Source organism: Actinomadura terrae (assembly GCF_022751215.1).
Lineage (GTDB): Bacteria > Actinomycetota > Actinomycetes > Streptosporangiales > Streptosporangiaceae > Spirillospora > Spirillospora terrae.
The window spans coordinates 124,337-144,010 of record NZ_JAICDG010000001.1 but is presented as its reverse complement, the minus strand read 5'-3'; the positions used below and the strand labels follow the sequence as shown (position 1 = coordinate 144,010).

Here is a 19,674-nt window from a genome sequence, read left to right as displayed (position 1 = left end):
ACGGCCCCGGAAACGGGTCCCGATTATCCGGCCGGATGCCCGTCCCGCGCGGTGCCGCGCGCGAACCGGGACGGTCCCGCGATCCTCTCGGCCCGGCGCAGGAACGCGTCCGTCTCCTGGGCGGCGCCCTCGGCGCGGGACGCGGCGAACCGCGCCTCGCCCAGCGCCTCGCGGGCCTGCCCGGTGACGCGGTCGATGTCCGCGCGCTCGGCCGGTCCTGGGCGCAGCCCCGACGCCGCGCGGACCTCCGCCGCCTTGCCGAGCAGCTCCGCCGCCTCCCCGTGCCCGCCCGCGAGGCTGCGCGCCGCCGCCAGCCCTTCGAGCGCGAACGCCAGGTCGCGAGGCGCCTCCAGCCGGATCGCGACGGCGAGGGCGTCGCGCTGGAACGCCAGCGCCGTCGCCGCGTCGCCCCGGGCCTGCGCGACGTGCCCGAGCCCGGTCTGGATCAGCGGCAGGTACAGCGGCGGGAAACCGTCCTCGGGGACGGCGTCCAGCAGCCGGGTCAGCCGCTCCTCGGCGTCGTCGAGCTGCCCGTCGCGGCGCGCGGCCAGCCCGAGCCCGATCTCGGCGAACGTCACCGCCTGCGCGTGCCCCTGCTCCCGCCCGATCCGCAGCGCCCGCCCGAACAGCCGCCGCGCGTCGCCCTGCTCGCCGCGCAGGTGCGCGACCCAGCCGCGCCACGCCAGCCGGACGGCGACGTCCGGCCACAGGTGCAGCTCCTCCGCCATCCGCTGCGCGTCGCCGAGCACCCGGTCGGCGCGGTCGTAGTCGCCGGTCAGCTCCGCCGTCGCGCCGAGCCACTCCAGCGCGAGCGACCGCCCCCAGTGGTCGCCGAGGTCGCCGAACATCGCGGCGGCGCGCTCGGTGTCGCGCTCCAGCCGGGCCGGGTCGCCGTGGGCGTGCGCCTGCTTGGCCCGCAGCAGCAGCGCCGCCGCCTCGCCCCACCGGTCCCCGGACGCCCGGAACGCGGCGAGCGCCTCGTCCAGCACCCCGGCCGCCTCCGCGACGTCGTCGACCTCGAACCCGGCGAAGGCGAGGAACCAGCGCGCCCACGCGCCGAGCGCGGCGTCGCCGGTCGCGTCGGCGGCCTTCAGCGCCGCGTCGCGCCGCGCCGCCCAGCCGCTGCCGGGCCCCGCGAGCGTGCCGAGCCCGGCCCGCCACGTCATCGCCCGCGCCCGCGCGACGGGCGGCCCGCCCTCCAGCGCGAGCGCCGCGTCCAGCGACCGCAGCGCCTCGGTCAGCCGCCCGCGCAGGAACCAGTACCAGGACAGCGCGCTCGCCAGCCGCAGCGCCGCCCCGGCGTCGCCGCCCGCGACGGCGGTGTCGAGCGCGACGCGCAGGTTCGCGGTCTCGACGTCCAGCACGCGCAGCCACCGCGCCTGGTCGCCGCCGCGCAGCAGCGCCTCCGCCCGCTCGGCGAGCCCGAGGTGGTACCGGACGTGCCGCTCCCGGACCCGCTCCTCCTCGCCCGCCTCCCGCAGCCGGTCGGCGGCGTAGGCGGCGACGGACTCCAGCAGCCGGTACCGGGGCCCCTCGCCCGGCCGCTCCGACATGATCACCAGCGACCGGTCGACCAGCCTCGCGAGCAGGTCCAGCACGTCCTCGGGCGCGACGTCCCCGCCCGCGCACACGGCCTCGGCGGACTCGACCGCGCAGCCGTCCGCGTGCACCGGCAGCCGCCGCAGGACGGCCCGCTCCAGCCCGGTCAGCAGGTCCCAGCTCCAGCCGATCATGGCGGTGAGCGTCCGCTGCCGCGCCGGGACGTCGCGGTGGCCGCCCGCCAGCAGCCGGAACCGGTCGTCCAGCCGCGTCACGAGCCCCTCGACGCCGAGCGTCCGCACCCGGGTCGCGGCCAGCTCCAGCGCCAGCGGGATCCCGTCGAGCCGCCGGCACAGCACCGCGACCGCCGGGGCCGTGCTCGCGTCCAGCCGGAACTCCCGCGACGCCGCGCTCGCCCGCGCCGCGAAGAACCGCACCGCGCTCGCCCGCGCCGCCGCGTCCGCCGCGTCGTCCTCCCCCGGCACCTCCAGCGGCGGGACGGCCCACACGACCTCGCCGGGCAGCCCGAGCGGCTCCCGGCTCGTCGCGAGGATGCGCACGCCCGGCACCCGCCGCAGCAGCCGCCCGGCCAGCTCCGCCGCCTGCTCCACGACGTGCTCGCAGTTGTCCAGGACGAGCAGCAGCCGCCGCGCCCCGAGCGCCGCCGCGAGCCGGTCCAGCGCCGCCGCCGGAGCGCCCGGCCGGTCCCGCACGTCCAGGATCGCCGTCACCGCCTCCGCGACCGTGGACCCGTCGAACCCGGCCAGCTCCGCCATCCACACCCCGTCGGCGAACGCGTCCACGAGCCCCGACGCCGTCTCCACCGCCAGCCGCGTCTTGCCGACCCCGCCCGGCCCGGTCAACGTGACCAGCCGGTCGGTGCCGAGCCGCGCGCGGACCTCGGCGACCGCCGCGTCCCGCCCGATCAGCTCCCCGGCCGGGACGGGCAGGTTCGACCGCGGCCCCTCCGGCACGTCCAGCGACGGGTCCTGCGTGAGGATCGCCTGCTGGAGGTTCGCGATCCCGGCCCCCGGATCGAGCCCCAACTCCTCGGCGAGCAGCACGCGCAGCCGCTCGTAACTCTCCAGCGCCTCGTTCTGCCGTCCCGCCCGGTACAGCGCCCGCATGTGCACCGCCCGCAACCGCTCCCGCAACGGCCGGGCCGCGACGGCGTCCCCCAACTCCCCGGCCAGCGCGCCATGCTCCCCGAGCGCGAGCCGCGCCTCGGCGTGCTCCTCCAGGGCCGTCCACCGCAACTCGTCCAACCGCGCGACGACCGCCCGCACGAACGGCTCGTCGGCGAAATCGGCATAGGCGTCCCCCCGCCACAACCCCAGCGCCTCACCCAGCAACCGAGCCTTGCCCCGCACATCCTCGACACCGCGCGCGTCATCGACGAGCCGTTGGAACCGCCGCGCGTCCACCCGCTCCTCGGCGACGTCCAGCAGGTGCCCCACCGGACGCGACACCACCAGCGCCCGCGCGCCGGGCTCCGCGTCCTCCAGCACCCGCCGCAGCTGCGACACCTTGGCCGACAGCGCCCCCGCCGGATTGCCGGGCGGCGCGTCCCCCCACAGATCGTCGATCAACCGGTCCGCCGGGACGGGCCGCCCCTCATGCGCGAGCAGATCGGCCAGCAGCGCCCGCACCTTGATCCCGGGCACCGCGACGAGCCCCCCGTCATCGGCCCACACGGCCAGCGGCCCCAACACCCCGAAACGCATGAGCCGCACCCTAACCCCCACCTCCAAGAACAGGACCGTAAGAAAGCCCGACGGAGCGGGTCCGAAAGGTGGAGTCGGGTCACATCTGGTGTCGTCCGGACGAGTCGATCGGGGCGCCGCTCACCTGCGAACACGCAGGGAGGGAGCTTGCCGGACCGTCCGGGACGGTCGCGCCGCGTCGGACTCCATCGACAGGCGTTGGCCCCCCGGATGGCTCCCCGGGCTCCCTCCCTCCAAGCAGGAGGGAGTTCCCTTCATGGCTGATCGACTCATCCGCCTCACAACCGCACTCGCCGTCATGGCCGTCGCCGCCGTGGCGGCCGTCATCTCCTACCGCCACGCGTACGACCTCGTCCGCTCGCACGGAGAGACCGGCCCGACCGCCCGCCTCGTCCCCTTCACCGTGGACGGACTGATCTGGGCCGCGTCCATGGTGATCCTGGACGCGAGTCGCCGAAAGCAAGCGGCACCATCTTTGGCCAAGTGGAGCCTTGCCGTGGGCATCGTGGCGACGGTAGGCGCCAACGTGGCGCACGGCGCCGCACACGGCCCCATAGGCGCCATCGTGAGCGCATGGCCCGCGCTCGCCCTGGTCGGTTCCTTCGAACTCCTGATGACCCTCACCAGGGCCGCAACCACCGTCGCGCCACCTCGTACCGAAGTGGACCAGACGCCAGAGGACGCAGTCTTGGCCGAGTACCTGGCAAGCCTGAACGGACCAGGCCGCCCAGCCTCTCAGCGCTACCTCGCCGAGAAACACGGCATCGACCGGCGCAAGGTCAAGGAGATCATCACCAACGCGGAGCAACCGACCTCCGCGTGAACCACGAAGCCCCAGCCGCGAACCACCTCGGTTCGCGGCTGGGGCTTCCGCATACCCGCTACCTGACCGGCGACGCACCGGCCCACACACGCTCAAAGCTCTCCAGATACGTGCTCGCCATGTCGCCATCCTCCGCTCGCCTCAAGTGCAAGACGGGAGCATGGGACGCGGCGATGCCGTACGCATGCGGGTTGATCAGCAGCTCGTCATCAGCCCGGTAGATCGAGTTGTAGAGCACGGTGTCGTGGAGCCGGATCTCAACGCCGTCCACGCGTGACAAGGCCCTGTAGTGGACGAGGGCGTTACGGATCTTCGCCGCCATGGACTCGCCCACACCCTCGTCAGTGCCGCGTTCGGCGACGCTCGTCCCGTCCGGATCCCCGAGCAGGATGCGCACCCGAACGCCCTCCCGAGCCCTCTCCGCGAACGCTCGCAAGATCCCCGCGTCCTCCGCGAGGAAGAGCCCTGCATACGCAAGCACCCCAACCTCGTCGTGCGCCCCCTCGAAGAGCCGTCGCCACACCTCACGCGGCACGGCCCACCGATGTGGGTAGGTCGCGAGGACTTCCACCACGGGCGGCGCAATCTGAACAGCAGCGGCCCGCACCTGCGGCCACAAGTCCACCTCGTCGCACCCGAGCAGGGCGGCGACCCTCACCCGGTGCCGCCGGTAGGGAACGCGTCCAGCCACCCACCGATGGACGGTCTTGGGGTCAACGCCCACACGCCCGGCAACGTCGGCCTCGGTCAGGTGGGCGTCGGCAAGGGCACGCCGCAACAAGTCGTTCATCAGACCTCCGCAGACGCAAGTCAGGACGACGCGCTCACGACGCTAACAGAAGACGTCCCTAGACGTCCCTGGATGCCGATAGAGAGGTCCCCCGCCCGAGCGCGAGCCTTTCCACACGGCAACACCCCAGCCCAGCCACACCAAAGCCAGGGAGCCACTATGCCCACCGACCGGCCCTACCAGGCCGCGCCCCACACCTCGCACCACGAGAGCACCAACGCGGAAACGGAACTCGCGCGCCTCCGCCGGGACTTCACCGGCCACCGCATCTGGCGCGCGGTCCGCACGGACGGACGTCTCGGCGACTGGGTCGCCAGCCTCCACGACCCGACGGCTGGCGTCGATCCGACCGTGATCCAGCCCTCCGCCGCAGAGCTGCGTGAGGCGCTCGAAGCCGAAAGCGCGCGGGCACCAAAGCGCAGGACGCCCTGATGGAACCGCACAGCGAACTGCCCCCACGGCGACCGCGCGACGCGACCACAAGCAAGCTGGAGACGGCGCGGCCGATGCGCGTGCCCCCGGTAAGGCCGACCGTCCTGTCTCTGCCGTTGGGCTGTGGACCACGGCAGGCACGCTGGCACCTCTTCCGCCTGTCCCTCTCCCTGCACCGCTACCACTGGACGACCCGGTTCCACACCAAGTCACCGTCACCCCTCCTACGTGTGTTCTGCGAGATGGCCCCGTGCATCGGCGAGAGCATCTCTGTCGTCCGAGGCCACTGCATCTGGTGGTACCGCGCCAGCACCGGCAAGTGGTTGGCCCCGTCCACCGACGTGGAACTCGCCGCCGAGAGGCTCACTCTTCACCTCGCCCCCTGGATCTCGGGGACCTGCAACGCACACACGGACGACTGAGATGCCCACGGCCCGCCGCACTGCTTGGGGCGCCTACCGCAGGATCACCGACGCCCTACGCCAGCGCGTCACGGACGGCACCTACGCCCCCGGCACCCGGATACCCGCCGAAGCGGCCCTTTGCGCTGAGTTCGGCGTCTCCCGGAACACCGTGCGGCGGGCCCTCTCCGTCCTGCAAGACGAAGACCTCGTCAAGATCCGTCCCGGCGTAGGCCGCTTCGTCCACGACCCCACCACAGACCCGACCGCCCAGACCCTCCCCCGGTACCTGAGCATCGCCGCAGACCTCCGCCACCAGATCACCACGGGTCACCTAGCGCCGGGCGACATGCTCCCCAGCGAAGCCCAGCTCAAGAAGCGCTACGGCGTCGCGCGCTACACGGCCCGCCGCGCCCTTCGCTCCCTAGAGGAAGCCGACCTCATCACCTGCGTCCACGGCAAAGGACGCTACGTCCGCCAAGACGTCCCCAGATGAGCCCCACAAGCCCGTGGACGTCCACCAACACCGACCTACCGTCACACCCATGAACAAGAACACCGCCCCATGGGCCCGCGAACTAGCGCGCAAGCACCTTGAAACCGCACTCCCCCGCCGCTGGGCCCACACCCAAGGCGTAGCCCGTCAGGCCCGAACCCTCGTCCCGATCCTCGGCGACAAGGCCGACCTCCTAGAAGCCGCCGCATGGCTCCACGACATCGGCTACGCCCCCGACCTAGTAGACACGGGCTTCCACCCGTTGGACGGAGCCCGCTACCTCCGCGACACCCACCAGGCCGACGACCACCTATGCCGCCTAGTAGCTCACCACTCCTGCGCCCTGATAGAAGCCCGCGAACGCGGCCTAGCGGACGAGCTCACCGAGGAGTTCTGCACGCAACCTCCACCTTTGAATGACTCTCTCGTCTACTGCGACATGACGACGGGTCCTGATGGCCGCCTACTGACAGTGGAGCAACGCATAGCCGAGATTCTCGATCGCTACAAGCAGGACCAATCAGTAACCCGGGCGGTCACTGCGGCTTCCCCTCACTTGATCAACTATGTCGAGGAAGTCATGCAGCGTGAACCCATGACCTCGCCAAGGTGACCAGAGAGGCCACCAAGATCCTACGCGTGCCCTCCAAGTCGCCCCCTCAAAAATCGTTACCTACTGCAAAGAATCTGTGCCATACTACGTCGATGACTAGTGGTGACTAATACCAAGGTGGTGCCGAGGTGACCGAAATGAAGTTCGGAGAATGGCGCCCAGCGCAATGGTGGCTTCCAGGTCAGGCCGACACCTGGAAGGTTCCCGGTACTTACGAACTACTCATGAATGGCGCAGCGAAAGCTACACTCTTCAAGGATTTGAAGAAGGGCCGCCAAAGAATCATCCCTTCAAAGGATGACTCCAACATCTCCCTGCTTCATGGAGACTGCTTTGGCAAAGCAGTCACTCTCGTGAGAAGTCGCTCTACTAGCTACCGGGGCAATCTTGGCGAGCTCCGCTCGGCAGCGTATCTTCCATGGCTGGCACTTGAAGGTCTATTCCTCTCCGAGGATGAGCTTCAAGTTTCCGATGCAGTCATCACCTTGCACGACCAGCAGCTCTGGGCCCAACGAACCGCCTTCAAGCCCGAGTTCAACAATCCGGAAACGGATTGGTTTCCCAGCGCGGTACGACACGTTGAAATCCCGGACTCAACTGCCGTATTGCAAGGCGGCAGCATTACGATTGAAGATAGGTCCGTCTATCACCCAGAGAAGAACTCTACCATCAAACTTGAAACGCGCTGCGTATTCAAGATTGCTCTTGACGAACCCGTGGACATCAAACAGTTCATGGAATCCTGGGTCCATCCACTAGAGGTTATGATCGCTGCGGCAAACGGCAGAATTGGAGGGATTGAATCCCTGAGGTTGACAAACAAAAACTGGCAGTTTGAACCAAACGTTCCCGATTTCAAGAAATGGGCGACGGTTCGCGTAGGCAGTCAAGTTCGCGCCGACGAGAAGAGAAAGGACCTAAACTATCACGATCTTCTCTTCAGCCTCCACGATATTGATTGGACACGACAAGGTGCTGCCATCTTCGAAACCATTCCCAAATGGTCATACGTCATCGAACAGTGGGCGATGCTGCTGAGGCCGGATTACAAGTGGCCGGTTGCACGTTTTGTTAGCGTAGTACAGGCAGTAGAGGCGCTTGACAGGCTGCTAATTCCTGACGTTCAGAGCAGCAAGAGTGCCAAGCTAGTCGATGACGCATTGGCAACCCTCAAAGAGGCGGGATTCAACAACAGAGAGCGCGGCCGAATAAAGGCACAGCTTCGCCTTCTGGGCACTCCAAGTCTTGAGGACAGACTCAAGAGGCGGGTAAAAGAAATGCCTTCTGTGATGGCCAAACTCACCACAGATTCTATGTGGCCCGCTCGGGTCGCACGCTTGCGCAACATAGTTAGCCACGGACTAGAAGACGCGCATGACCGCGAAAAAGTCGTGATGGGCTCCCTGGTTGCAACCGACCTGCTTCTACACGTGCTGGAAGCAACCTTCCTGCTGAACTTGAATTTCACCGAAGAAGAGACGGCTGATATTATGCAACGTCGAAATAGCTTCGGCTGGCGCTGCGACCGAGTGAGAGAACAAATGCATTGGCTTCCGGAAGCCTAGTTCTCAGAGCGACTCGTCAGTCATACGATCACTCAGCGCACCTCGGGAATACCACTCTTTCCTAGATAATGCTTCAGGCGCAGCGCCATAGACCGATCCATCTTCAGTTCATTTACCCGACGGCTTGCGATCCACTCAACTTTTTCAGATTCACCACTTGTCGCCAAGTTCCCGCCAGTTGGAACAGCGCCGAGAACGAGCGAAAACTCTTGGCGGACTTCGTTGTTGCTGGTGTAGTGGATCACGTGTTTCGGGTCGCTGTAGATGCCTACCAGGCCGGTGATCTCTACGTCTATGCCGGTTTCTTCTTTGGTCTCGCGGATGGCGGCTTGGGTTACGGACTCGCCTAGGTCTATGGCGCCGCCGGGGAGGGCCCAGTTGTCGTTGTCGGTGCGGCGGATCATGAGGATCTCGCCTTTGTCGTTTTCTACGACAACGTTGACGGCCGGAACGAGGCTGTTAGCTTTGGGAGCGTTCGGGTCGTCGTAGTAGTCGATCCTGCGGCCCATGGCTACTCCTCCGGGATGGGTGTGGCGGATTCCCAGACTCGTTCGAAGCTCTCCAAGTAGGTGTTCACCAGGTCGCCGCCAGCTATGCGCCTGAGGTGCCATACGGGAGCCAGGGCGGCTGTGATGCCGTAGACGTGGGTGTTGACGAGGAGTTGGTCGTCCGCGCGGTAGATCGAGTTGTAGAGCACCGTTTGATGGAAGCGGAACTCTACGCCGTTCTGTTTGCGGAGCTTCTTGTAGAGGACAAGCGCGTTGCGGATCTTCGCCGACATGGCGTCGTCTACGCCCTCGTCTGTGCCGCGCTCGGCCACCTGGGGGCTGTCTGGGTCGCCGAGAAGAATTCGGACGCGGACGCCTGCCTTGGCCTTGTCGGTAAGGGTGCGTTGGATGCCGGTGTCCTCGGAGAGGAAGAGTCCGGCGTAGACGAGGATGCCGATCTCTTCCTCGGCCGTCGCGAACAGACGTCCCCATGCGTCCCTGGGGACGGTGGAGCGGTGAGGGTAGATCGTCACCAGTTCGCTGCTGGACGCTGCGGTGACCTGTTCGTTGGAGAGGGCGTCGGGCCAGAGGAAGGTTTCGTCAACGCCCAAGCGCGAAGCCACTGCGTAGCGGTGCCGCCGGTACGGGGTGCGGTCTTTGGTGATCCAGCGTTCGACCGTCTTGTGATCTACCCCGATCGACTCGGCGAGCGTGGCGACTGTGAGGCCCTGCTCTAGCAGGGTGGCGCGTAGGCGTTCGTTCGGCATGCACCCGTCCGGCTTCCGGGACGTCCCAGGACGCGGTCAACCCTATGAGGACGTCATGAACACGTCCAGTCATGTAGTGATCTCGTCCCCCAAGTCACGCGCACTCTCTTCTCGTAAGCCACCGGTCGCCCGGACCGGCCGCCGCCGGAACCGGGCCCGTACGAGAGGAGGGATCCCCCATGATCCTCGTCCTTGGATCAATCGTCGCCGTCTTCCTCGCTGGGTCCACCTGCGGAATCTTCGCCATGCTCGTCATCGGCATCCATGCCGAGGAGCGCCGGTACGTGCGGGGCGGGGCCGCGCCGTCTCGGGTGGGAGCTGTCTCGCGGCGGGTCCTGCGAACGCAGACGTGCGACGACCTTCCCGAGCGGTCTTCGGCGGGGCGGTGAGCATGCGGATGCCGCGCATCATCACCGGCCACTCGTGCCCGTGCGGCGCGCGAGTCGAACCCGGCAACCGGCGGTGCCGCAAGTGCCGTGCCCGCGCTCGGTGGATCCGGCGCGGGCACGGATCGCGGCACCCGGATCTCTGGCTGTGAGGGGGTGAGCGCGTGAACGTGTCGGTTCCCCTGGTGGCGCTTCTGGGTGCTGCGGTGTGGGTCGCTTGGCGGTACATGGGGCTTCGCGGCTGGCACATCGTGGTGTGCCTGTTGTTCGGATTCTTCCTCGCCGCGACGAGTGTCGCGCCGGAGATTCGCCGCCTGGTGGCGGTTCTCGTCCAGTCCTCTTCTCAGCCCTGACGTTCCTTACCGAAGGGAGGGATGCCCTAGTGCCTGACACACCGCGTCCCGTCGAAATCAATGTTCTGGAGGTCCGTTCTCGTAACCTCGTCGCGCGGGAGATCGTCTCTGGTCTGTCCGATGCGATGCCGTCCCTTGAGGCTGTGTGGCTCCGCCTCAATGCGGCACTCGCCGACGTCCCCGCGCTCGTCTCCGAAATCAACCGGCTCTCGGCTGTCCTCGTCCGGGTTCGGCATGACCGCGCAAACCTGGTGGCGGCCGGACGCGCCTGTCTGAGTGCTGAACGCGATGCCGAGCCGGATCCGCTGTACTACCTGCGGGACGAGCTTCGCGCACAAGGGCAGCTTCCCCCTGATGCTTGGGGACGCTCATGAGCAGGACGCGTCAGATGCGGCGGCATGCGCAGAAGATGCGCCGCAACGGGCTCCAGCCCATGGTCATCGTGGACAGTGACGGGCCTTTTCCGGACGTCGCCGGGGTGCTGGTGGCGCGGGCGTTGTGGCGCTACCGGTCGGAACTCGCGCCGGTCTACCTGGTGTGTGTTCTGTTCGCCGGGGGTGTGGTTCTGCACTTCGCCCGTCCGGGGTGGTGGCCTTGGGTGTTGGGCGTCGCGACGGTGGCGGCTTGGGCACTCGCCATGTTCGGCGAGCGGGTTGGGCTCGCCCAGCGAATGGAGCGGGTGTACGTCGCTGTGGTCGTCATAGGTGCTGGTGGATGGCTTGCCGCCGTGAGCGCGCTCGGTATCGCGTTCTCGCCGCTTCCTCTGGTGCTCGTCTTGGGCGGCGCGTTGCTCGCGGTGCCCTGGTGGGCCCATCGGAGGCGACGCGCCAAGGTGCGCGTCGATCGGAGGCTCGCCGCGTGGCCAGAAATCGCGCGGTCGGTCGGGCTGAATGGCTCTCGTCCTCAATCCGCAGTAGTGGACGTGTGGGGATGGCGTGCCCGGTTCGCGCTGGCGCGTGGCCAGACGCTTCAAGACGTCCTCGGCAAGGTGCCAGCGATCGAGTCAGCGCTCGGAACCTTCCGGGGAGCTGTGCGTGTCTCTCCGACACGAGACGACAAGGCCAACCGGTTCGAGCTGCGAGTACTCGACACCGACCCGCACGCGGACGCCATCCCCTGGCCCGGACCGTCCGTCTCGTCTATTACCGAGCCGATCGACCTCGGACCGTTCGAGGACGCCACCAGCGCGCGTGTTCTGCTGCTGCGCCGTCATGGGCTGATTGGTGGCGTGGCTGGTTCGGGGAAGAGCGGCGGAATCAATGTCCTGATGGGCAATCTGTCCGCGTGCCGGGATGTGGTGATCTGGGCCATCGATCTCAAGCGCGGGATGGAACTCCAGCCGTGGGCGTCGTGCATCGATCGGCTGGCCACCACGCCCGAGCAGGCCCGCGCGATGCTGCGCGACGCGGTCACGGTTCTTGAGGCACGTGCCGACTGGCTCGTCGCGCACGGGCGGCGCGTGTGGGATCCGACGCCTGACCTTCCCGCGCTCGTCATCGTCGTGGACGAGTACGCCGAACTCGCCGACGATGCCCCCGACGCGGCCACCGATACGGACTCCATCGCGCGGCGGGGACGTGCCGTCGCCGTGACCCTCATCGCCGCTACGCAACGGCCTACGCAGAAGGCCATGGGAAAGGGTGCCGTCCGGTCTCAGATGGACGTTCGCGTGAGCTTCCGTGTTCGGGAACGGAAGGACGTCGATCTCATCCTCGGGCAAGGGATGCTCAACGCCGGATGGCACGCCCACACCCTCAACGCGCCCGGCAAGTTCCTGCTCTCCGCCCCCGAGCACGACACGCCGCGTCGGGCCCGCGCCTACCTGCTCGACGACGCGACCGTGACCCAGACTGCCGAGAGGCACGCGAACGTCCGTCCTGCGCTGGATGAGGTCTCGTGGCGGGCATTGGACGCGACGCACACGACCCCCGTCGCCGCCACGCCCATCCCTGACGACCACACCGACGACGTTCTACGGCGGGTGCTGGACGAGGCGCCGGACGAAGGACTCCCGATCGCTCACCTTCTGATGCTCACGGACATGAGCCGCCCCACCCTGTACCGGCGACTCGCCGAACTCGTGAAGGCAGGCCAAGCCGTTCAGGTCAAGCGCGGACGCTACAAGGCGTCCGATCACGACCGGTAGTCGTCTCAACGTCTCGTCTCGCGCGCGCCTGCACGTAAGGAGCGTGGAGACGTCCGTGAGACGAGACGGAGACGAGCACTCACCGTAGCCAAGGAGATGATCGCCAACCCCACACCACGAACGATCTCGGGGACGAGTCCCGAGGAAAGAGGAGGTGGTGACCGTGCAGGCGTACACCGTCGAGCAAGTGGCCGAGATCCTCAGCATCGGACGCGACAAGGTCTACTTCCTGATCCGCTCCGGCCAGCTCCGCAGCATCAAGATCGGCAAATCGCGCCGCATCACCGACCGGCACCTCGCCGAGTTCCTCGCCGCCTTGGAAGAGGTCCGCTGACCCTCTCCAACCAGGGGACGTCTTGGGACGTCTTGGGTTATCGTCGGAGGCGACCTCGAACGAACACGAGGAGGGATCCGTTGACGAAGATCCTGGTCGGGAAGTACGAGGGGTCGATCTACGAGGAGAACGGCGGGTTCACCGGCGCTCTCTCACTCGGGATGGGCCCGGACGGCAAGCGCAACCGGCTCAAGAGGAAGGGGAAGACCAAGGCAGAGGTCAAGGACAAGCTCAAGGAGGCCGTCAAAGACCTGGAACGCGGGGTGAAGACCGAGCACAACTACTACGTCCGCGACGCGGTGAACGACTACCTGAAGGCGTACGCCAAGTCGGGCAAGTCACCCTCGTCCAACACGGTGTACCGGTCGCTCGCCAAGAACCAGCTCATCCCGTTCATCGGGCATGCACGTCTCAAGGACCTCACAGCGGACGACGTAGAGAAGTGGCTCGACGGCAGGGCGCCGCACCTCACCACGTCGTCGCTGGGCATGGTTCACAGCCTGCTCAAGAGGTCCATTCGCAGGGCGGCACGCCATGACCGGATCGGCCGGAACGTCGCCCTGCTGGTGGACACGCCAGAGGGCAAGGCCGGTCGTCAGTCGCGCTCGCTTACTCTCCAGCAGGCCGAAGCCGTCCTTGAGGAAGCGGCCAAGCCAAAGCACCGGCTAGGCGCCTACGTCATCCTCGCCATCGTCTCGGGACTGCGCACGGAGGAACTCCGCACCCTCAAGTGGAGTGACGTGGATCTGGAGACGGCGACGGTCTATGTCCGGCGCGCTGACCGTCACAAGGGCGACACCAAGACGCCGCTCAGCAGGCGGGGACTCGGCATCGCAGACACCGCCGTGGACGCACTCAAGAGGCACAAGAAGCGGCAGGCGGCCGAGCGGCTCCAAGCCGGTGAGGCGTACGAGGATCACGATCTCGTGTTCTGCCACGAGAACGGGGCGCCGTACGACGCGCCGCGCGTCCGCCGTCAGTTCCGCCGGGTCCTGCGCGCTGCGGGGCTGGACGCCAGCGAGTGGACACCGCGCGAGTTGCGGCACACGTTCGTGTCCATCATGAGTGACCACGGGGTACCGATCGAGAAGATCAGCGACCTGGTGGGGCACGCCAACACCACGATCACCGAGACGGTCTACCGCCACCAGCTACGGCCCGTGATCCGCGACGGAGCCGAGCACATGAACGACATCTTCAGCGGCACCGCGAAGTCCGCGTAGGCATGTGGCTCCCCGATTGGCTCCCCGGACCTCCCAGAGACGGCCGTCTCCCCTCCCGACCTCCGCTCCCCCCGAAAACCGACCGTAAGAAAGCCGTAAAAGGGTCAGGGCACTGTGGGGGTCATCGGCAGGACGGCGGGGCCGGGCGACCGGGCCCCCTCCCCACAAGGCATCTGGAGCAGACCATGCGCAAGATCATCAACTCGACGTACGTCTCGCTGGACGGGGTCATCGCGAACCCGCAGAACTGGACGTCGGCCTACTTCCAGGACGAGGCCGCCGCGTATGCGAGCGAGCTGCTGTTCTCCTGCGACGCCATGGTGATGGGGCGGGCCACCTACGACGGCTTCGCGGAGGTGTGGCCCGCGATGGAGGAGGCGACCGGGGACTTCGGCGTGCGGATGAACACGATCGAGCACGTCGTCGTGTCGGACACGCTCGACAAGCCGACCTGGAACAACACCACCGTCGTCAAGCGGGACGACGCGGTCGCGGAGATCGGGGCGCTCAAGGAGCGCGAGGGGCAAGACATCCTGCAATACGGATTCGGGCCGGTCACGCGGACGCTCATCGAGGGCGGGCTGCTCGACGAGCTGCGGCTGTGGATCCACCCGGTCATCGTGGGCACGGGCGACCCGTCCGAGCTGCTCACCCAGAAGGACTTCGCCGCCACGTTCGAGCTGGCGGGCACCGTCTCGTTCAAGAGCGGCGTGCTCGTCGCGACCTACGTCCCGGCGAAGAAGTAGTCCGGCGCGGGCGGCCCGCGGGCCGCCCGCCGGTCAGATGTACTGGTCGAGGAGCGTCCGGAGGATGTCGGGGGTGCGGGACGGGGGCTCGGCCTGCACGCCCAGCCGGTTCATGACGTCGCGGTAGCGGACGACCTCGGCGTTGCGGTCGGGGTAGAGGGCCCCGGCGAGCTGCTCCAGGTAGACGACGTCGGGCAGCTCCGGTTCGGCGAAGCGCAGTATCGTCACCGGGCCGCCCTCGGCGGCGTGGCCGCCGGAGGAGAACGGCAGCACCTGGACGGTGATGTTCGGCTCGGCGGACATCTTGATCAGGTGCTGGAGCTGGAGCCGCATCGTCAGGGCGCCGCCGACCAGGCGGCGGACGACGGCCTCGTCGAGCACCGCCCAGAACTTCACCGGGGACGGGCGGGTCAGGATGCGCTGGCGGAGCATGCACAGCTCGACGCGCCGCTCGATCTCCTTATCGGAGGCGTCGACGTGGCGGGCGCGCAGCAGCGCGCGGGCGTAGTCCTCGGTCTGGAGCAGTTCGGGGACGGCCTGGATCTCGTAGGCGCGGATGACCTCGGCGCCCTGCTCCAGCCCGAGGCACGGCTCGAACCAGCTCGACACGACGTCGCTGTAGGGCTGCCACCAGCCGGGGGCGTTGGCCTGCTCGGCCAGCTGGAGCAGCGGGTCGCGGCGGGCGGCGTCGGTCACGCCGTAGAGGGTGAGCAGGTCGGCGACGTCGCGCTCCTTGAAGCCGACCCGGCCCAGCTCCATCCGACTGATCTTGGAGTGGGAGCCGCGGATCTCGTAGCCGGCCGCCTCGGTGGAGATGCCGGCCCGCTCGCGCAGCCGGCGCAGCTGCGCGCCGACGAGCATGCGCAGGACGGTGGGCCCGGCCAGCTCGCGTCCCTGTGCGACGGGCACGTCAGGGATGGCGGGCACGGCGGGCACGCCGGTTCCAGATGGCGGGTCTCCCACGGGGGACGCCTCCTCAGGGGCGCGAGAAATTCCTGCCTTCAGGGCAAAGTTACTCGCCGCCGCGTGCGGCGACCAAGGCCCAGAACACCGCTCGGTGGAGCATTTCGGGTGTGACCTGGCACGATGCGTCCCAGAGAAAAAATCCGGGAAATATCGCCCGCGATGTCGATCCGGCCGCCCTCCCTTCGACGCGTCCGTGAAGACCGGGGAGTACCGGACACGAGAACCAGGAGGCATCAGATGCGGTTCATGTTGATGACGACGGACGGCGGCGGCGACGAGGAATTCTCGCAGGACGAGAAGCTCCAGGCCGAGATGGGCGCGTTCATCGCCGAGATGTCCAGGTCGGGGGTGCTGCTCGCGACCGGGGGCCTGGAGCCGCACGGCACCCGGATCGCCTCGTCGGGCGGGAAGGTCACGGTGACGGACGGGCCGTTCGCCGAGTCCAAGGAGGGCGTCGTCGGCTTCGCGCTGATCGAGGTGCGGACCCGCGAGGAGGCGATCGAACTGTCCCGGCGCTTCTACCGGATCGTCGGGGACGGCGAGGGCGTCATCAAGCAGGTCTTCGGCCCGGAGGACACCGGCCCCGGCGCGTGACCCACGGGGTGGGCGGCGGCCCCGCCGCCCACCCGCCGGACTTGCGCGCGGGGCCCCGCGGGTGCTGTCATCGGCGGCGTGACGGCCTCTGACGTGCACGCGAGCGTCGACGCGGTGTGGCGGATGGAGTCCGCGCGGATCATCGCCGGGCTCGCGCGGATGCTGCGCGATGTCGGGCTCGCCGAGGAACTCGCGCAGGACGCGCTGGTCGCCGCGCTCGAACAGTGGCCGGCGTCGGGCGTCCCGAACAACCCGGGCGCCTGGCTCATGGCCGTCGGCAAGCGCCGCGCCATCGACCGGATCCGCCGCGACCAGCGGCTGGAGGCCAAGCTCACCGAGATCGGGCACGGGCTGGAGCCCGCGGCGCACGCGGCGCCGGCCGAGTTCGACCGCGTCGAGGACGCCGAGCCCATCGAGGACGACGTGCTCCGGCTCGTGTTCACCGCCTGCCATCCGGTGCTGTCCACGCAGGCCAGGGTCGCGCTGACGCTGCGGATGCTGGGCGGGCTGACCACGGAGGAGATCGCGCGGGCGTTCCTCGTCCCGGAGCCGACGGTGGCGCAGCGGATCGTCCGGGCGAAGCGGACGCTGGCGGAGGCGGGCGTCCCGTTCGAGGTGCCGGAGGGCCCCGAGCGCGCGGCGCGGCTGTCGTCGGTGCTGGAGGTCGTCTACCTGATCTTCAACGAGGGGTACGCGGCGACCGCGGGCGACGCCTGGGTCCGGACGGACCTGTGCCAGGAGGCGCTGCGCCTCGGCCGCGTCCTCGCCGGGCTGGCCCCCGGCGAGCCGGAGGTGCACGGGCTCGCGGCGCTGATGGAGATCCAGGCGTCCCGGACGCGGGCGCGGACCGGGCCGTCCGGCGAACCCGTCCCGCTGCGCGACCAGGACCGCGCGCTCTGGGACCGGCTGCTCATCCGCCGCGGGTTCGCCGCGCTGCTGCGCGCGAAGGAGATCGGCGAGCCGCCGGGGCCGTATGTGGTGCAGGCCGCGATCGCCGCGTGCCACGCGCAGGCCCCCACGGCCGAGGACACCGACTGGGCGCAGATCGCCGCGCTGTACGAGGTGCTCGCGCGGGTCGCGCCGTCCCCGGTCGTGGAGCTGAACCGCGCCGTCGCGGTCGGGATGGCCGACGGTCCGGAGCGGGGCCTCGCGCTCGTGGACGCGGTCGCCGCCGAGCCGTCCCTGCGCGGCTACCACCTGCTGCCGAGCGTCCGCGGCGACCTGCTCGCCAAGCTCGGACGGCCGGAGGAGGCCCGAGCCGAGTTCGAGCGCGCCGCGGAGCTGACCCGCAACGCGCCCGAACGGAAGGTGCTGCTGGACCGCGCCGCATCCCTCTCCCGAGACCCGTCTCAGTAGTCGCGAACGGTGAAGGAGTTTACGATCTCGCCGAAGTCCTGGAAGTCGATGGGAGCCGTGGCCGCGTCCTCGGCGGTGCCCTCGCCCATGGCCGCGTTCCGCTGCGCGTCCACCCGCGCCATGTTCGTGAGCGCCAGCTCCTGGTTGGCGGCGACGTATCCGCGCAGCGCGGACTCGTAGGCGGCGAACGCCGCGCGGTGGTCGCCGCCCGCCGCCCGCAGCTCCCCCGCCAGGACGTACGCGCCGACCATCGCCATGCTCGTGCCCTGCCCCGACAGCGGCGACCCGCAGTACCCGGCGTCCCCCAGCAGGACGACCCGGCCGCGCGACCAGGAGTCCAGGTGGATCTGCGCCATCGAGTCGAAGTGGAAGTCCGGCGCATCCCACATGCTGTCGAGGAGCTGCGGGACGACCCAGCCGCCGCCCGCCATCGCGTCCTCCATCAGCTTCTTCTGCGCCGCCGTGTCGCGGTGGTCGTAGGCGACCGGCTCGTCGCGCTCGAAGCCCATGTAGACGCGGATCTCCTCGTTGCCGCGCACGCTCATGACGCCGCCGCCCCAGGCGCTGCCCGGCATCTGGTGGAAGACCTGCCAGCGGTCCAGGCCGAGGAAGTTCGGGGCCGTCCACACCGACAGGTACTTGCCGAGGTGGGTGATGTAGTCGCACTCGGGCCCGAAGACCAGCGACCTGGTGTTGGAGTGCATGCCGTCCGCGCCGACGACCAGGTCGAACGTCCGGGTGATGCCGCTGCGGAAGGTCACGCGGACGGCGTCCTCGTCCTGGTCGAGCGCGGCGATCGAGTCGCCGAACAGGTACTCGATCCCGTCGCCCGCCGCGGCGGCGAGGATCTGTGAGAGGTCGTCGCGGAGGATCTCGATGTCGGGGCCGTCGAGGTCGCCGCCGGTGATCGTGTACTCCTCGCTGCGGAAGAGCTCGTCGCCGTTCGCGTCCACCATCGACATGCCGCGCATCTGGACGCGCCGCGCGCGGATCTCGTCCAGCACGCCCATCCGCCCGGCGACCTCCAGCGCCGGGCCCCGCACGTCGACCGCCTGGCCGCCCGCGCGCAGCCCCTGGGCCAGCTCGACGACCGTGACGTCGAACCCGTACCGGTCCAGCCAGTAGGCGAGCGCGGGACCGCCGACGCTGGCGCCGGAGATCAGCACGGACTTGTTCGTCTTGGCGTCGGCGTTCTGCATCGTCTGCTCCGTTTTGTCTCGGGCGGGATCGGTTTCCCGCTCGCACAACCGGAGCTTGGGCGAGGGCGCTGACCGGCGGCGCACCGTCCACGCACCGCCGCTGACCGCAGACGTCAGAGGTGCGGCTACTTCCCGTCCTGGACGGGGTGCCCGTGCGCCGCGTCCAGCTGCTCCCAGGCGACCTGGAGGAGGGCGGCGCGCTTCTCGCCGGGGTCGCCGTCCATGTGGTTGAGGGCGAACGTCCCGAAGTAGACGGTGAAGAGGGCGCTGAGGGCGCGGACCTGCTCGACCAGGTCCGCGTCGGGGACGGCGAGGAGCTCGCCGAGCGCCCGCATGCGGTCGCGGAACCCGTCGGCGTTCCGCCGGGACCGCAGCGCGGCCTGGTTCTCCTGGAGGAACCGGAACACCGGCGCGCCGGTGTCGAGGGCCTCGTTCAGGCGGCGCAGCACCTCGCGTCGGGTCTCGCGGGTCCTGGGCCGGCTCTGCCCCCAGGCGATCAGCTCGTCCACCGGGCGGCCGATGTCCTCGACGAGGCTGGTGACGATGTCCTCCTTGGTGCGGAAGTGGTAGTAGAGCGCCGCCTTGGTGACCTCCAGCCGCTCGGCGATCTCGCGGAGCGAGGTCTGGTCGTAGCCGCGTTCGAGGAACAGCTCCAGCGCGACGTGCTGGATCCGCTCGCGGGTGTCCTTGCGGCGCGTCCGGGGCCGGGTCACGGTCGTCTCCTCCGCTCGTC

At 68.9% G+C, this 19,674-nt stretch carries 20 protein-coding genes; 13 read left to right on the top strand and 7 right to left on the bottom strand.

Annotated features, from left to right (window positions below; genetic code table 11):
• Window positions 1-23 precede the first annotated feature (23 nt).
• Window positions 24-3,263 (bottom strand): AfsR/SARP family transcriptional regulator, encoded by a 3,240-nt coding sequence (locus K2F47_RS00635; protein WP_242900673.1) that lies wholly within the window; start codon window positions 3,261-3,263, stop codon window positions 24-26.
• 256 nt (window positions 3,264-3,519) lie between these two features.
• Here K2F47_RS00635 and K2F47_RS00630 point away from each other — a divergent pair, with 256 nt between their 5' ends.
• On the top strand, window positions 3,520-4,086 hold the full coding sequence (locus K2F47_RS00630; protein ID WP_242900672.1) for a DUF2637 domain-containing protein: 567 nt from the start codon (window positions 3,520-3,522) through the stop codon (window positions 4,084-4,086).
• A gap of 58 nt (window positions 4,087-4,144) precedes the next feature.
• On the opposite strand, the gene K2F47_RS00625 is transcribed toward K2F47_RS00630, so the two are convergent.
• Complete coding sequence (locus K2F47_RS00625) at window positions 4,145-4,876, bottom strand: helix-turn-helix transcriptional regulator (RefSeq protein WP_242900671.1); 732 nt, start codon at window positions 4,874-4,876, stop codon at window positions 4,145-4,147.
• A 159-nt stretch (window positions 4,877-5,035) separates the two neighbouring features.
• On the opposite strand from K2F47_RS00625, the gene K2F47_RS00620 reads away from it, so the two are divergent.
• From K2F47_RS00620 to K2F47_RS00605, 4 genes are all read left to right on the top strand, one after another.
• A complete protein-coding gene (locus K2F47_RS00620; RefSeq protein ID WP_242900670.1) occupies window positions 5,036-5,308 on the top strand; it encodes a hypothetical protein in 273 nt (90 codons plus the stop codon).
• Between the two features lie 423 nt (window positions 5,309-5,731).
• A complete protein-coding gene (locus tag K2F47_RS00615) occupies window positions 5,732-6,205 on the top strand; it encodes a GntR family transcriptional regulator (RefSeq protein WP_242900669.1) in 474 nt (157 codons plus the stop codon).
• A gap of 49 nt (window positions 6,206-6,254) precedes the next feature.
• The gene (locus tag K2F47_RS00610; protein ID WP_242900668.1) at window positions 6,255-6,818 is read left to right on the top strand and encodes an HD domain-containing protein; all 564 of its coding nucleotides are present in this window, start codon (window positions 6,255-6,257) and stop codon (window positions 6,816-6,818) included.
• Window positions 6,819-6,955: 137 nt separating this feature from the next.
• Window positions 6,956-8,383, top strand: a complete 1,428-nt coding sequence (locus tag K2F47_RS00605; RefSeq protein ID WP_242902520.1) for an ApeA N-terminal domain 1-containing protein — start codon at window positions 6,956-6,958, stop codon at window positions 8,381-8,383.
• A 32-nt stretch (window positions 8,384-8,415) separates the two neighbouring features.
• Here the strand turns inward: K2F47_RS00605 and K2F47_RS00600 are convergent, their stop codons facing one another.
• Both K2F47_RS00600 and K2F47_RS00595 read right to left on the bottom strand, forming a co-directional pair.
• Window positions 8,416-8,892, bottom strand: coding sequence for an NUDIX hydrolase (locus K2F47_RS00600; protein ID WP_242900667.1), 477 nt, complete (start codon window positions 8,890-8,892; stop codon window positions 8,416-8,418).
• A gap of 2 nt (window positions 8,893-8,894) precedes the next feature.
• Complete coding sequence (locus tag K2F47_RS00595; RefSeq protein ID WP_242900666.1) at window positions 8,895-9,638, bottom strand: XRE family transcriptional regulator; 744 nt, start codon at window positions 9,636-9,638, stop codon at window positions 8,895-8,897.
• 550 nt (window positions 9,639-10,188) lie between these two features.
• Between K2F47_RS00595 and K2F47_RS00590 the strand changes: the two genes are divergently transcribed.
• The 6 genes from K2F47_RS00590 (at window position 10,189) to K2F47_RS00565 (ending at window position 14,826) form a co-directional block, all read left to right on the top strand.
• Complete coding sequence (locus tag K2F47_RS00590; protein WP_242900665.1) at window positions 10,189-10,377, top strand: hypothetical protein; 189 nt, start codon at window positions 10,189-10,191, stop codon at window positions 10,375-10,377.
• A gap of 29 nt (window positions 10,378-10,406) precedes the next feature.
• Window positions 10,407-10,751 carry a hypothetical protein gene (locus K2F47_RS00585; RefSeq protein ID WP_242900664.1) on the top strand — a complete coding sequence of 115 codons (345 nt, stop codon included), beginning with the start codon at window positions 10,407-10,409 and terminating at the stop codon, window positions 10,749-10,751.
• Window positions 10,748-12,523, top strand: a complete 1,776-nt coding sequence (locus K2F47_RS00580) for an FtsK/SpoIIIE domain-containing protein (RefSeq protein ID WP_242900663.1) — start codon at window positions 10,748-10,750, stop codon at window positions 12,521-12,523. Before K2F47_RS00585 ends, K2F47_RS00580 begins: the two co-directional genes overlap by 4 nt.
• Window positions 12,524-12,680: 157 nt before the next feature.
• On the top strand, window positions 12,681-12,857 hold the full coding sequence (locus K2F47_RS00575) for a helix-turn-helix domain-containing protein (protein ID WP_242900662.1): 177 nt from the start codon (window positions 12,681-12,683) through the stop codon (window positions 12,855-12,857).
• An 80-nt stretch (window positions 12,858-12,937) separates the two neighbouring features.
• A complete protein-coding gene (locus K2F47_RS00570; RefSeq protein WP_242900661.1) occupies window positions 12,938-14,080 on the top strand; it encodes a tyrosine-type recombinase/integrase in 1,143 nt (380 codons plus the stop codon).
• 185 nt (window positions 14,081-14,265) lie between these two features.
• Window positions 14,266-14,826: a dihydrofolate reductase family protein gene (locus tag K2F47_RS00565; protein ID WP_242900660.1), complete on the top strand. Its 561-nt coding sequence runs from the start codon at window positions 14,266-14,268 to the stop codon at window positions 14,824-14,826.
• Window positions 14,827-14,859: 33 nt separating this feature from the next.
• Here K2F47_RS00565 and K2F47_RS00560 read toward each other — a convergent pair whose 3' ends face one another.
• Window positions 14,860-15,735 (bottom strand): Sco1979 family transcriptional regulator, encoded by an 876-nt coding sequence (locus K2F47_RS00560; RefSeq protein ID WP_372490800.1) that lies wholly within the window; start codon window positions 15,733-15,735, stop codon window positions 14,860-14,862.
• 294 nt (window positions 15,736-16,029) lie between these two features.
• Here K2F47_RS00560 and K2F47_RS00555 point away from each other — a divergent pair, with 294 nt between their 5' ends.
• On the top strand, window positions 16,030-16,386 hold the full coding sequence (locus K2F47_RS00555) for a YciI family protein (RefSeq protein ID WP_242900659.1): 357 nt from the start codon (window positions 16,030-16,032) through the stop codon (window positions 16,384-16,386).
• Between the two features lie 123 nt (window positions 16,387-16,509).
• The gene (locus K2F47_RS00550; RefSeq protein WP_272496496.1) at window positions 16,510-17,742 is read left to right on the top strand and encodes an RNA polymerase sigma factor; all 1,233 of its coding nucleotides are present in this window, start codon (window positions 16,510-16,512) and stop codon (window positions 17,740-17,742) included.
• Here the strand turns inward: K2F47_RS00550 and K2F47_RS00545 are convergent.
• Both K2F47_RS00545 and K2F47_RS00540 read right to left on the bottom strand, forming a co-directional pair.
• The gene (locus K2F47_RS00545; RefSeq protein WP_242900657.1) at window positions 17,736-18,941 is read right to left on the bottom strand and encodes an FAD-dependent monooxygenase; all 1,206 of its coding nucleotides are present in this window, start codon (window positions 18,939-18,941) and stop codon (window positions 17,736-17,738) included. The two genes, K2F47_RS00550 and K2F47_RS00545, sit on opposite strands and share 7 nt — an antisense overlap.
• 125 nt (window positions 18,942-19,066) lie before the next feature.
• Window positions 19,067-19,654 carry a TetR/AcrR family transcriptional regulator gene (locus K2F47_RS00540; protein ID WP_242900656.1) on the bottom strand — a complete coding sequence of 196 codons (588 nt, stop codon included), beginning with the start codon at window positions 19,652-19,654 and terminating at the stop codon, window positions 19,067-19,069.
• Between the last annotated feature and the right edge of the window lie 20 nt (window positions 19,655-19,674).